At 66.4% G+C, this 12919-nt stretch carries 10 protein-coding genes and 1 pseudogene; 3 read left to right on the forward strand and 8 right to left on the reverse strand.

Annotated features, from left to right (window positions below):
- The 8 genes and pseudogenes from MMG85_RS16650 to dnaA form a co-directional block, all read right to left on the reverse strand.
- Positions 1 to 185 (reverse strand): annotated as a pseudogene (locus MMG85_RS16650) (energy transducer TonB); the annotation flags it as partial.
- A gap of 158 nt (positions 186 to 343) precedes the next feature.
- On the reverse strand, positions 344 to 1534 hold the full coding sequence (locus MMG85_RS16655; protein ID WP_241047055.1) for a tetratricopeptide repeat protein: 1191 nt from the start codon (positions 1532 to 1534) through the stop codon (positions 344 to 346).
- A 134-nt stretch (positions 1535 to 1668) separates the two neighbouring features.
- Entirely contained in the window at positions 1669 to 2475 is an 807-nt protein-coding gene (locus MMG85_RS16660) for a M48 family metallopeptidase (RefSeq protein ID WP_241047056.1), read from the reverse strand.
- A gap of 69 nt (positions 2476 to 2544) precedes the next feature.
- Positions 2545 to 3378 carry a CPBP family intramembrane glutamic endopeptidase gene (locus tag MMG85_RS16665; RefSeq protein ID WP_241047057.1) on the reverse strand — a complete coding sequence of 278 codons (834 nt, stop codon included), beginning with the start codon at positions 3376 to 3378 and terminating at the stop codon, positions 2545 to 2547.
- 10 nt (positions 3379 to 3388) lie between these two features.
- On the reverse strand, positions 3389 to 5854 hold the full coding sequence (gene gyrB, locus MMG85_RS16670) for a DNA topoisomerase (ATP-hydrolyzing) subunit B (RefSeq protein WP_241047058.1): 2466 nt from the start codon (positions 5852 to 5854) through the stop codon (positions 3389 to 3391).
- Between the two features lie 111 nt (positions 5855 to 5965).
- The gene (gene recF / locus MMG85_RS16675; RefSeq protein ID WP_241047059.1) at positions 5966 to 7072 is read right to left on the reverse strand and encodes a DNA replication/repair protein RecF; all 1107 of its coding nucleotides are present in this window, start codon (positions 7070 to 7072) and stop codon (positions 5966 to 5968) included.
- Between the two features lie 250 nt (positions 7073 to 7322).
- Entirely contained in the window at positions 7323 to 8423 is a 1101-nt protein-coding gene (gene dnaN, locus MMG85_RS16680; protein ID WP_055938746.1) for a DNA polymerase III subunit beta, read from the reverse strand.
- 437 nt (positions 8424 to 8860) lie between these two features.
- Complete coding sequence (gene dnaA, locus MMG85_RS16685) at positions 8861 to 10189, reverse strand: chromosomal replication initiator protein DnaA (RefSeq protein WP_241047060.1); 1329 nt, start codon at positions 10187 to 10189, stop codon at positions 8861 to 8863.
- A gap of 270 nt (positions 10190 to 10459) precedes the next feature.
- Between dnaA and rpmH the strand changes: the two genes are divergently transcribed.
- The 3 genes from rpmH (at position 10460) to yidC (ending at position 12848) form a co-directional block, all read left to right on the forward strand.
- Positions 10460 to 10600, forward strand: a complete 141-nt coding sequence (gene rpmH / locus MMG85_RS16690) for a 50S ribosomal protein L34 (RefSeq protein WP_027083663.1) — start codon at positions 10460 to 10462, stop codon at positions 10598 to 10600.
- Between the two features lie 87 nt (positions 10601 to 10687).
- Positions 10688 to 11128, forward strand: a complete 441-nt coding sequence (gene rnpA, locus MMG85_RS16695; RefSeq protein ID WP_241047061.1) for a ribonuclease P protein component — start codon at positions 10688 to 10690, stop codon at positions 11126 to 11128.
- Positions 11129 to 11141: 13 nt separating this feature from the next.
- The gene (yidC, locus tag MMG85_RS16700; protein WP_241047062.1) at positions 11142 to 12848 is read left to right on the forward strand and encodes a membrane protein insertase YidC; all 1707 of its coding nucleotides are present in this window, start codon (positions 11142 to 11144) and stop codon (positions 12846 to 12848) included.
- Positions 12849 to 12919 lie beyond the last annotated feature (71 nt).

The following is a 12919-nucleotide window of genomic DNA, read 5'->3' on the forward strand; positions in this document are numbered from 1 at the left end:
ATCACGACCGACGTGCGGCGCTCCTTGTCCTTTTCCGCCGGCGGGGCGACCGCCGGAATCAACAGCGCAAGCAGGGCCGCTGCATGCAATGCGATCACGAAGGCAATGCCGATGATACGGGGCCAGTTGAGGCTGTTGTCCTCTTCCTCTTCCCGGTACCTGTTGATGACCAGTTGTTCAGCCATGCGCCAATTAACTCAAGGTTGATACGGGCACCGAGGCGCCTCGTTGATTCTGGGCCCTGCCAGTGATTTTCACCGGCGGAACCCCCAGCTTATACCAATCCGACGCTCCGGTGCCATCATCCGTATGGATTATTGGCCTTCGGTGTCAGTCGATCCCGTTACGGCAGCGCAATGATCTTCTTCGCGTCTTCCGGCTTCTTCAAACCCTTCTCCAGCGCGGCGCGCGCGGCGGTCTTGGCTTCCGCAATGCGGTCCTCCTGCCACAGCACGCGCGCGAGGTTGAGGTAGGTGTCGCCGTTGGGCGCCAGCGGAGCGGCCTTCTGCCAGGCCTCGATGGCCTGCGGAATCTGCTCGGAGTAGTAGTACGCCTGCGCCAGGGCCAGCTGGGTCTGGTAGTCCGGCTTCAGCGCGCCCTTCTGCAGGCCTTCGTTGACGACGGAGATCACATCCTTCTCGCGACCGTCCATGTTGGCGTAGGTCACGTAGAGCTGGCGATATTCCTTCTCTTCGGTCAGCTGGCCGGCGGCGCGCATCTTCTCGAGCGCGGCGGCGGCCTTGTCGAACTGGTCGGCCTGCTGGTAGGTGGCGACCAGGTTGAGCTGGGCCTTCTTGTCCGTCGGCGCCTTGGCGGCCATCTGCTCGGCGACCTTCACCGCGTCGGCCGGGCGGTCCGCGCCGACCAGCGAGGCCAGCAGCAGGCTGTACCAGCTGTCCTTGGGCTCCGGCGTCGCGGCGATGGCCTTCTCCAGCACCGGGATGGCGTCGGCGTACTTCTCCATCTGGTACAGCGCCTGGCCCTTCTGGATCAGGTCTTCCGGACGGTTGGACTTGGTCTCGGCCAGGTAACGGTCGAGATTGGCCATGCCGGGCTCGAACTCGTCGTCCTGCAGCTGCAGCTGCGCCAGCATCAGCAGCGACTGGTAGTGGCCGTTGTTGTCCAGCGCATTCAGGTCGACGGCCTGCTGCAGCAGCTGCTTGGCGGTCGCCATGTCGTCCAGGTTGTACGCGGCCTGCGCGCCCAGCTGCGCGGCCATCGCCTTGTCGTATTCGTTCGCGTTGGCTTCGGCCAGCAGTTCCTTGGCCAGGGTCAGCGTCTCGGCGTAGTTGTCTTCCTTGTCGTAGGCCTTGAACAGCTTGTTCAGCTTACCCTGCATCTTGCTGGATGCCTTGACCTTCGGCTCTTCGCGCGTGGCCTCGGGGTAACGCACTTCGGGCTTGGCGCTGCTCTTGCGGCCACCACGCTCGGCGGAGCGGGCGTCGTACGCCACGGCATCGGCCACCACGGCGCCGCCGAACGCTGCCAGCAGCATCAGGCTGAGAAGGGTTTTCTTGGACGTGCGTTGCTTCATGTCTGAACCTCGTGGGGCCATGCAGCGGAGGAATGATCCGTGCCGTCTGCGTGCGGGGCCGGCAAAGCTATCAGAAACCGGGGGAGGGCGGATACCGTTTCAGGTGTTGCGGAGCAGCAATACCGGAGCGTGTGTCAGCCGCATTTCGGCGCGTTTCCGGCCTTCCTGGCCGCCTCGTAGGTGGGCACGAGGGAAGGTGCATCGCGTTCGAGTTCGCGGATGCGGTTGGCGGGATCGGGGTGGGTGGACAACCACTGCGGCGAACGGCCGCCGCTGGCCGCCATCATGTTCTGCCACAGGCCGACGGCCTGGCGCGGATCGAAGCCCGCCTGCGCCATCAGGCGCTGACCGACGACATCGGCTTCGCTTTCCTGTGTGCGCGAACCCGGCAGCAGGAAAGCGGCCTGGGCGGTCATGCCGCCAAGTTGGTTGACGGTGCTGGCGGCGCCATCGCCATACCGTGCGCCCGCCAACGCCCCCAATACGCCGAGACCGGCCTGCGCACCCATCTGCCGCGTGATGCGCTCTTCATGATGCCGCGCGATCACGTGGCCGATCTCATGCCCGAGCACCGCCGCCAGCTGATCCTGGTTCTTGGCAACGGTGAAGATGCCGGTGTTCACGCCCACCTTGCCGCCCGGCAGCGCGAACGCGTTCGGTTCCTTGTCGGTGAAGACCGCCGTTTCCCAGGCCACGCTGCGTTGCGCCGGCGGAAGCTGCCGCACCAGCGCGTTGACCACGCAGGTGACATAGGCGTTCTGCCGCGCGTCGCGATTGAGGGTTTCCTTGGCCTTGGTCTCGGCGAAGGCCTGCGCGCCCAGCTGGTCCAGCTGCGCCTGCGAGACGCCGCCCACCATCTGCGTGCGCCCGGTGGGCGAGGTGGTGGTGGCACAGGCGGTCAGGCCCAACACCATGGCGGTTCCGAGGATCCGGAGTTTCATGCTCGCCCCCTGCAACATTACGTGACACCCGAGTCTGGGCAAGCGCGTCTTAAACTTTCGTCAATCACATTAAGCCGGTACGTCGCCGTACACCTGCATGACCGCCAGCGCTATCGCATTGTTCAGGATATGCGCCGCGATCGGCGCCCACAGCGTGCCGGTCCGGCGGTAGACCCAAGCGAAGATCCCGCCCATGCCGGTGTAGACCAGGATCAGGAACAGGGTGCTGTCCGCCGGCTTGCCGTTGAGCCCGGGCAGTTCGTGCACCAGCGCGAACACCACGCTGCTGAGGATCAGGCCCAGCACCGGCCAGCCGGCCTCCCACAGGCGCCCGAACAGCACGCGCCGGAACAGCAGTTCCTCGTACAACGGCGCCAGCACCACCGCAAACAGCGCCAGAAACACCGGAAACCGGGCGAATCCGTCCTTGATCAGGTCCAGGTTGCTGGGTTGCAGGTCCAGCCCCAGCGCGCGGCCGCCCGCACTCATCAGCGTGCTGAACAGGAACGTCGCCAGTCCCGCCACCAGCGCCCAGCCCCACGTGCGGGGCAGACGCAGGCGATCGATGGATGCACGTCGTTCGGTGGGGGTCGCGCGGCGGCGCCAGAGGTACAGCACCAGCGCCGTTCCGCCCGTGCCGACCAGCGTCATCACGATCAGGAAAAGGACCGGCGGCGTGCCGAGCCGGGACTGCACCGTGGCCGCGTCCAGCACGCCTCCCGACTGCTGTGCCAGCTGGATGCCACGCCACGCCGCCCAGCCGAACAGGCCGAGCATCAGCGTGGAAAACGACAGCGTGACGGCGAGCACCACGTCGAGCACGAACGCCGGCAGCACGCTGCGCAAGGGCAGGGCGGGCGGCGTCGATGCCGTGGTGTCGGGCAGGGTGCGGACGTCGCTCACTCGCACCGCCTCAGACGTCGAGGTTGGAGACCTTCAACGCGTTGTCTTCGATGAACTCGCGGCGCGGCTCGACCACGTCGCCCATCAGCGTGCTGAAGATCTGGTCGGCCGCGACCGCGTCTTCGATGCGCACCTGCAACAGGCGACGCGTTTCGGGATTGACCGTGGTGTCCCACAACTGCTCGGGGTTCATTTCACCCAGGCCCTTGAAGCGCTGGATGCTGCGGCCCTTCTTGGCCTCTTCCAGCAACCATGCCTGCGCATCGGCAAAGGTGGCCACCGGCTGCGCCTTGTTGCCGCGGACCACCTGCGCGCCCTCGCGCACCAGTCCGTGCAACAGCGCCGCGGCTTCGCGCAGCGGACGCAGTTCGCCGGTTTCGAACGCCGACAGCGACAACACCTGCAGCAGTTCCTCACCCATGTGCCGGCGCGTGGACAGCAGCGCGGCCGGCCGCTGCTCGGTGGCGGGCTGCAGCGTCAGCGCATAGCGCGCACTGCCGATGCTGCCGCGGTTGAGCTTGGCTTCCAGCGCGTCGAGCTCGTGGCGCTCGTCGATGTTCTGCTGCAGATGCGCGGCATCCAGCGGGGTGAAGTCGATCAGGGATTCCAGCAGCACCGGATCGTAGCGATGCGCGTTGCGTGCGATCGCATCGCGCGCCGTGGTGAACACCAGCAGCAGCTTCTCCAGCGCTTCGCCGGAGATCGGCGGCTCGCCATCGGCGGGAATCAGCGAGGCGCCTTCCACGGCGTTGTTCGCCAGGTAGACGTTGAGCGCCGCGTCGTCCTTCAGGTACAGCTCCTGCTTGCCCTGCTTGAGCTTGTACAGCGGCGGCAGGCCGATGTAGATGTGGCCGCGCTCGATCAGCTCCGGCATCTGCCGGTAGAAGAACGTCAGCAGCAGCGTGCGGATGTGCGAACCGTCGACGTCGGCGTCGGTCATGATGATGATGCGGTGGTAGCGCAGCTTGTCCGGGTTGTACTCGTCCTTGCCGATGCCGGTGCCGAGCGCGGTGATCAGCGTGCCGACTTCGGCGCTGGCGAGCATGCGGTCGAAGCGCGCGCGTTCCACGTTGAGGATCTTGCCGCGCAACGGCAGCACAGCCTGGTTCTTGCGGTTGCGGCCCTGCTTGGCCGAACCACCGGCCGAGTCACCCTCGACGATGAACAGCTCGGACAGCGCCGGGTCCTTCTCCTGGCAGTCCGCCAGCTTGCCGGGCAGGCCGGCGATATCCAGCGCGCCCTTGCGGCGGGTCAGGTCGCGGGCCTTGCGCGCGGCTTCGCGCGCGCGGGCGGCGTCGACGATCTTGCCGGCGATGGCGCGGGCCTCGTGGGGGTGTTCCTGCAGGAACTCCTCCAAACGTGCACCGAACGTGCTCTCAACGACCGGTCTAACGTCGGAACTGACCAGCTTCTCCTTGGTCTGGGAGGAGAAACTGGGATCCGGTACCTTCACCGACAGCACGGCGATCATGCCTTCGCGCATGTCGTCGCCGGACAGATTGACCTTGGCCTGTTTGGCGATGCCGTTCTGTTCGATGTAATTGGTCAGCGTGCGGGTCAGCGCCGCGCGGAAACCGATCAGGTGGGTACCGCCATCCTTCTGCGGGATGTTGTTGGTGAAGCAGAACATCGTTTCCTGGTAGGCGTCGGTCCACTGCAGGGCGACTTCGACCGTGATGCCGTTCTGCTCGCCGCTCACCGAGATCACGTTCGGATGCAGCGGCGTCTTCAGGTGCGCCAGATGCTCCACGAAGCTGCGGATGCCGCCTTCGTAATGGAAATCGTCGCGACGGCCTTCGCCCCGCTCGTCGAGCAGCACGATCTTGACGCCGGAGTTGAGGAACGACAGCTCGCGCAGGCGGCGGGCCAGGATGTCGTAATGGAATTCGACGTTGCCGTGGAAGGCGGTCACCGACGGCCAGAAACGCAGCGTGGTGCCGCGCTTGGTGGAGCTTTCGACCTGGGTCAGCGGCACCAGGGCCGCACCGTTGCTGTATTCCTGGCGGTAGTGGGCCCCGCCCTGGAAGATGTCCAGCTGCAGTTTCTCGGACAGGGCGTTGACCACGCTGACGCCCACACCGTGCAGGCCGCCGGACACTTTGTAGCTGTTGTCGTCGAACTTGCCGCCTGCGTGGAGGACGGTCATGACGACTTCGGCCGCCGAGACCTCACGCCCCAGCTTGGCGCTCATCTGCGCATGATTGCCGACCGGAATGCCGCGACCGTTGTCGGAAACCGAGACCGAGCCATCTTCATGGATCGTCACCGCCACGTGGTCGGCATGGCCGGCCAGCGCCTCGTCGATGGAGTTGTCGACGACTTCGAACACCATGTGGTGCAGGCCCGTGCCGTCATGCACGTCGCCGATGTACATGCCGGGGCGCTTGCGGACCGCTTCCAGACCTTCCAGTGCGGTGATGCTGTTGGCGTCGTACGTGTTGCCGTTCGGTGCAGAAGAGGTCGTTTCGTCGGTCATTCGCTTCGTGTCGGCTGCAAGGCCGGCGCCGCGCCACCGGGTCGGTAGGCGCAATGCGCGGGCCAAGGGATCAATGCGGAATTATAGCACTGGTGCGCACTTAGCCCCGGCTCAGGGCATCAGGGCAGGCTGCACGGCACCGTGTTCCACGTGGAACCGCGTGCCTGGATGGAGGCCTTCCTGCAGGCCGAGCGGGGGTTCCGTGCCCGTGATGAAGACCTGCGCGCCGCTGGCGAGCAGGCGATCCAGCAGGCGCCGCTGGTGATGACGGTCCAGTTCCGAGGCCAGGTCATCGAGCGCCACCACCGGCCATTCGCCGCGCCGACGGGCGAAGTCCTGTGCCTGCGCCAGCAGGCAGGACAGCGCGGTGAGCTTAGCCTGGCCGCGGGAGAGGGTTTCGCCGTCAGGGAACTGGGAGTATTGGATCCGCCAGTCCGCCCGGTGCGGCCCGACGGTGGTGTACCCCGCCGCGCGATCCCGGTCCCGTGCCAGCAGCAGCGCGTCGCCGAGCGACAGCTCCTGCCGGCGCCAGCCTGGGAGGAACACCAGCGTGGCCGCGCCCAGCGACGGCGCCAACTCGGCCACCACGTCGGCCAGATCCTGCTGCAGGGCGTCGATATACCGCTGGCGATGGTCGGTGAGGGGCTCGCCCGCATCGGCCAGCTCATGATCCCAGGCGTCCAGCTGCGCTCCCGCTATACCGGCCCTCAGCAGGGCGTTACGCTGCTTGAGCGCACGGGCGTAACGGCGCCAGAGCGGGAGAAACCCACCTTCGCGTCCTTGTTCCACGTGGAACAAGCCCCAATCCATGAAACGTCGGCGGGGCTCGCCGCCACCGGTCACCAGCGCGTGACTGCCGGGCTCGAAGCTGACCACGGCCAGCGCGGCGCAGAGATCGCCGAGCTGGGCGACGTTCTCTCCATCCAGGCGTCCTGTCCACGCTTGCCCGGTATGCCGCAATCCCGCGCGGCGCACGCGCGACTGGGCCGATTCACGCCATTCGACGAAGACCTCGACAGCATCGGAACGGGTCCGCACCAGTCCGTCGCGCACACGGCCCCGGAAACTGCGGCCATAGGCCATCAGGTGCAGCGCCTCCAGCAAGCTGGTTTTGCCGGCGCCGTTGTCGCCTGTGATCAGGTTGAGGCCGGGTTCCGGCGCCAGTGCCACCTGCTCGAAACGCCTGAGGCCGCTGGCCTCGAGTCGGGTCACCTGCATCGGTGCGCCACCGCCGGTTCCATGGCCCCGGAACCGGCGACTGGAAGCAGATGACGGGCGGAGCCGGGGAAGAGGGTGAGCATGGGGCCATTGTAGCTTGCGGTGGCCAAGCGCCCGATCTGCCCGTTGCGGCTGGCTTGCGAGCACGCAGCCTTGATGGCACGGATCCCTGTTCGGTACCCGTGCCCCGAAACGACATCGCCCGGCACGGGGCCGGGCGATGGTCGTGTTCCACGTGGAACAGGATCGGTCAGAGACGCAGCGGCATCACCACGTGGCGCGACTTCTCGCTGCTGGCCTCGCGGACCAGGGCCGACGAATTGGCGTCGCGCAGCTGCAGGACGATGTGCTCGTCGCGCAACGCCGACAGCGCATCCAGCAGGTAGTTCACGTTGAAGCCGATCGCCAGGCCATCGACCTTGGTGTCGGCCTCGATCTCTTCCTGGGCCTCTTCCTGCTCGGGATTGTGGGCGCTGATCTTCAGCTGGCCGGGCGACACCTCGACGCGCACACCGCGGTACTTCTCGTTGGACAGGATGGCGGCGCGCTGCAGGGCGGCCCGCAGCACTTCGCGGTCCAGCAGCACTTCGCGGTCGGCGCCGATCGGAATCACCGCTGCGTAATCCGGGAAGCGGCCGTCGATCAGCTTGGAGGTGAAGGTGACATCGTCGCGCTTCACGCGGATATGGCTGCGGCCGACTTCCAGTTCCAGCGAACGGTCGCCGCCCTCCAGCAGGCGCTGCAGCTCGGTCACGCCCTTGCGCGGGACGATGATCTGGCGCTTGCCCACCGCGGCGCCTTCCAGCTGCGACTCGCACATGGCCAGACGATGTCCGTCGGTGGCCACGCAGCGCAGGGTCCGCTCGCTGAGGTCGAACAGCAGGCCGTTGAGGTAGTAGCGCACGTCCTGCTGGGCCATGGCGAACGAGGTCCGCTCGATCAGCTCCTTCAGCGTGGCTTCCGGCACCTCGATCCGCTCGGTCGCTTCGACTTCGTCCACCGAGGGGAAATCGTTGGCAGGCAGAGTGGCCAGCGTGAAGCGGCTGCGCCCGGCCTGCACGGTGACCTTGTCGCCGGTCTGGCTGACGGTCACCTTGCTGCCGTCGGGGAGGGCGCGAATGATGTCGAACAGCTTGCGGGCCGGGATGGTGGTCTCGCCGTCCTGCGCGTCATCGACGGCGCTGCGGGAAATCATCTCCACTTCCAGATCGGTACCCGTCAGCGACAGCTGGCCGTTCTGTACCTGCACCAGGAAATTCGCCAGGACCGGCAGCGTCTGCCGGCGTTCGACCACGTTGACCACCTGGGCCAAGGGCTTGAGGAATGCTTCGCGCTGCAGACTGAAACGCATGAGTGTTGGAGCCCCTTCGCTTTGGATTTTTAAGACTAAAAGCTTAAAAGCTGGTGGTGGTGGTAGGCCTGAAAATCCGGGAAAACCTACCTAACCACATGAATTCGTTTTGTTTTTTGTTCCTGCAACCCGGTGGACAGGGGTGCCTGCGGTTGTGGTGGAACCTGTGGACAACTTTTGGCCGGGAAACCACGCACATCTTATCCACAGAAGCCCCGCCCACTTGCCCACCACGTTGTCCGTTGCTGGCCAACCACGCCTTGCCTACAGTGGCTGCCATGGCGGGGAGTGATGGCTCCCGGCACCCGCAACGACAGGATCACCCGCCGCCACGACGCCCCGCTGCCCAGCCCCTCCGATCCCGACCTGCCACTGCTTACGCCCGACCTGCTACCGGCGCCGCCATCCGCGCCCGCCTGCGACTTGAGGTACTGCTCTCACTCGCTCAGTTTGCGGATCAGCTTGTCCCAGTCCTCGCGCAGCTTGCCGTCCGCTTCCATCAGGGTGCGGATCTGTCGGCAGGCGTGCAGCACGGTCGTGTGGTCGCGACCGGCGAACGCGTCGCCGATTTCCGGCAGGCTGTGTTCGGTCAGTTCCTTGGCCAAGGCCATCGCCACCTGCCGCGGGCGCGCGAGTGAACGCGTGCGCCGCTTGGACAGCAGGTCCTTGATTTGCAGACCGTAGTAGTCTGCCACGGTCTTCTGGATATTGGGGATGCTGATGGCCTGCTGCTGCGCGCGCAGCAGGTCGCGCAGGGTTTCCTGGGCGAACTCGGTGGTGATGGCGCGGCCGGTGAAGTTGGCGCGGGCGGCCAGCGTGTTGAGCGCGCCTTCCAGGTCACGCACGTTGCTGCGCATTTTCTTGGCCAGCAGGAACGCCACGTCGTCGGGGATCTGCGCGCCACGCTCATGGGCCTTGGCCAGCACGATCGCCGCACGCGTCTCGAAGTCCGGCGGGTCGATGGCCACGCTCAGGCCCCACGCCAGCCGCGACTTCAGGCGCGGCTCCAGGCCTTCCACTTCGCGCGGATACCGGTCGCAGGTCAGGATGATCTGCTGGCGGCCGTCGAACAGCGCGTTGAAGGTGTGGAAGAACTCTTCCTGGGTGCGGTCCTTGCCGGCGAAGAACTGGATGTCGTCGATCAGCAGCGCGTCGACCTGCTGGAAGCGGCGCTTGAACTGGTCCATCGACTTTTCGATCAGCGCCTTGGTCATGGCGCTGAAGAACTGCTCGCTGCGCAGGTACAGCACGCGCGCATTCGGATTCTGCCGACGCATCTCGTTGCCGGCGGCGAACATCAGGTGGGTCTTGCCCAGGCCGGTGCCGCCGTACAGCAGCAGCGGGTTGTGCGAGCGGTCGCCGGGCTTCTGCGCGGCCTGCCAGGCGGCGGCGCGGCCCAGCTGGTTGCTGCGTCCTTCGACGAAGTTGTCGAAGGTGTAGTGCAGGTCCATGTTGCCGGCGAACGGTTCAACTGCCGTCGCCGCGTTCGTGCTGCCGAGCGAGGGCGTCGCCGCGGGCATGTCCGCCACCCGGCTGCGCGAACCGATTTCCAGCGACACGTCGTCGTGACCGGCGAAGTAGTCCAGCAGCTCGCGGATGCGGCCCAGGTAACGTTCGCGGACCTGTTCCACGATGAAGGCATTGGGTGCGTACAGCACCATGGCGTTGCTGCGCTGCTCGGCCTGCAAGGGCTTCAGCCAGGTGTGTACATCCTCGGCCGGCAGTTCGGCTTCCAGGCGTTCGAGGCAACGGGGCCAGGCATCCATCAGGTGGAACAACTCGCGAGTGGGGGCGGAACAGGCCAGCCCGCGCTGCCGGGGGCAGCGCGGATCGGAATCCATGGGGTCGGCCAGACTACCACCGGCGCCGGGACCCGCCAACGATCCTGTGCATAAGATGTGGATGAAGGGACGAACGGGGCCGGGAGCGCCACCCCGCCACGCCACGTCCATCGAAAGTGCGAAGGGAGTTGACCGTAAGCCGGCGGTTCCTATAGAATTTCCGGTTCTTTCCACCCGAACACGCACGAGGGCCCCATGGCCACCAAGCGCACTTACCAACCCAGCAACCTCAAGCGCAAGCGCGACCATGGCTTCCGTGCCCGTATGGCCACGGCCGATGGCCGCAAGATCCTGGCCCGTCGCCGCGCCAAGGGCCGCAAGCGCCTGACCGCCTGATGCCTTGGCCGTCGCTTGACGGCCGGCACCCATGCTGTCCCTGCATCAAAAGGAGCCCGCCCGTTCACGAGCGGGCTTCTTGCTGATATGAGCACGAGTTTCCCGCGCAGCGCGCGGGTACGCGCCAGCGCCGAATACGCGCGCGTGTTCGAGCAGGCACGCCGCACCTCCGATCCGCTGATGAGCCTGCACTGGTTGCCGGGCGAGGGCGCCGCGCGCCTGGGCCTGGCGGTGTCGCGCAAGGTGGATACGCGGGCCGTCGGCCGCAATCGCATCAAGCGCCAGCTGCGCGACCATTTCCGTCGTCTCCGCGGCTCGCTCCCGGGCGGCGACTACGTCGTGGTCGCCCGTCCGCCTGCGGCGAAAGCCGACCCGAGCCAGTTGCGCGCGACCTTCGAGCGCGTGCTGACGCGTGCCGGCGCATTGCCGGCACCGGCAGCGGGCGGCACAATGCCGCCGGGCTTGAATTCCCCCGCGCCGCCTCCCACTCCTTCTTCTCCGACCAAACCGGTTTCCGACGCCGGTTGAGACTGCCTGCCTGATGAACCAGACCCGTGTATTCCTGATCTTCGCCTGGCTGATGGTGGCGACCCTGCTATGGCTGGAATGGAGCAAGGACAAGGCAGCCCCCGCCGTCCCCGCCGTTGCCGCGCAGACGACGACCACGCCCGGCAGCACCGTGCCCGCCGCGATCGCGCCGGGCGCGACGACCTCCGGCACGGTGCCCAGTGCGCCGACCGTCGCTCCCATGCCGACCGCCAGCCCCACGGCTGCGGCCGCACCCCGGGTCACCGTGAACACCGATGTGCTGCGCCTGGTGCTGGATGGCGGCAGCGTGCTGGAAGCCGACCTGCTGCACTACCCGCAGAGCAAGACGCCGGGCAGCGGCCCGGTCCGCCTTTTCAGCCAGGAACCGCAGCACTTCTATGCCGCCGAAAGCGGCTGGGTGAGCAGCGGCTCGAAAGCCCCCGACCACCACGCCTTCGTGCCGGAGAAAGGCACCGCTGCCGTGGCCCTGGCCACCGGCGCCGACAGCGTCAGCGTGCCCTTCATCTGGCAGGGTCCGGACGGCGTGACCATCCGCCGTACCTACACCTTCAAGCGCGCCAGCTACGAAATCGAAGTCCGCGACCAGGTCATCAATGCCGGTGCCGGTACGTGGCAGGGCACGGTCTACCGCCAGCTGCTGCGCACGCCGCCGGTGGTCAAGAGCGGCATGACCAATCCGGAGTCCTTCAGCTTCAACGGCGCCACCTGGTGGGACGGCAGCTACCAGCGCCGCAAGTTCAACGAGGACTACCTGGAAGACGGTCGCGTCAACCAGCAGGTGAAGGGCGGCTGGATCGCCATCCCGCAGCACCACTTCTTCAGTGCGTGGATCCCGCAGGCCGACGACACCACCACCATCTCGCTCGACAATCCCGACAACGGCACGCGCGCGCTGATCCGCGAAATGGGCCCGGGCGTCAACGTCGGTCCCGGCCAGCAGGCCACCACCACCGCACGCCTGTGGGTGGGTCCCAAGCTGGTCGACAAGATCCATGCGATCAACGCGCCGGGCATCGACCGCGTGGTCGACTACAGCCAGTTCTCGATCCTCGCGCTGCTGGGCCAGGGCCTGTTCTGGGTGCTGAACTTCCTGCACGGCTTCATCGGCAACTGGGGCTGGTCGATCATCGGCCTGGTGATCCTGGTCAAGCTGGCGCTGTATCCGCTGTCGGCCGCGCAGTACAAGAGCTTCGCCAAGATGCGCAAGTTCCAGCCGCGCATCCAGCAGCTGAAGGAGCGCTACGGCGACGACAAGCAGAAGTTCCAGGTCGCCATGATGGAGCTGTACAAGAAGGAGAAGATCAACCCGATGGGCGGCTGCCTGCCGATCCTCGTGCAGATGCCGGTGTTCCTGGCGCTGTACTGGGTGCTGGTGGAATCGGTCGAGCTGCGCCAAGCGCCGTGGTTCGCCTGGATCCAGGACCTGACCGCGCGCGACCCGTACTTCATCCTGCCGGTGCTCAACATGCTGGTGATGTGGCTGACGCAGAAGCTGACGCCGGCGCCGGGCATGGACCCGATGCAGCAGAAGATGATGCAGTTCATGCCGCTGGTGTTCGGCGTGATGATGGCCTTCTTCCCGTCCGGCCTGGTGCTGTACTGGGTGACCAACGGCGCGCTGGGCCTGTTGCAGCAGTGGTGGATGACCAAGCGCCACGGCGAGTCGGCCACGCCGCCGAAGACCGCCGTCGCCAAGTAATCCGCACCCGCCGCGACACCACGAAGCCCGCCCTCCGGCGGGCTTCGTGTTTCCGCTACGCTGAAAGCTCA

The organism is Pseudoxanthomonas sp. LH2527 (genome assembly GCF_022539275.1).
GTDB lineage: Bacteria > Pseudomonadota > Gammaproteobacteria > Xanthomonadales > Xanthomonadaceae > Pseudoxanthomonas_A.

What these genes read in the sequence shown, in the direction of transcription:
- dnaA (WP_241047060.1), bottom strand. Translation starts at nt 10,189, where the DNA reads ATGGATGCCTGGCCCCGTTGCCTCGAACGCCTGGAAGCCGAACTGCCG.
- MMG85_RS16660 (WP_241047056.1), bottom strand. Translation starts at nt 2,475, where the DNA reads ATGAAACTCCGGATCCTCGGAACCGCCATGGTGTTGGGCCTGACCGCC.
- gyrB (WP_241047058.1), bottom strand. Translation starts at nt 5,854, where the DNA reads ATGACCGACGAAACGACCTCTTCTGCACCGAACGGCAACACGTACGAC.
- MMG85_RS16655 (WP_241047055.1), bottom strand. Translation starts at nt 1,534, where the DNA reads ATGAAGCAACGCACGTCCAAGAAAACCCTTCTCAGCCTGATGCTGCTG.
- yidC (WP_241047062.1), top strand. Translation starts at nt 11,142, where the DNA reads ATGAACCAGACCCGTGTATTCCTGATCTTCGCCTGGCTGATGGTGGCG.
- recF (WP_241047059.1), bottom strand. Translation starts at nt 7,072, where the DNA reads ATGCAGGTGACCCGACTCGAGGCCAGCGGCCTCAGGCGTTTCGAGCAG.
- rnpA (WP_241047061.1), top strand. Translation starts at nt 10,688, where the DNA reads ATGAGCACGAGTTTCCCGCGCAGCGCGCGGGTACGCGCCAGCGCCGAA.
- dnaN (WP_055938746.1), bottom strand. Translation starts at nt 8,423, where the DNA reads ATGCGTTTCAGTCTGCAGCGCGAAGCATTCCTCAAGCCCTTGGCCCAG.
- rpmH (WP_027083663.1), top strand. Translation starts at nt 10,460, where the DNA reads ATGGCCACCAAGCGCACTTACCAACCCAGCAACCTCAAGCGCAAGCGC.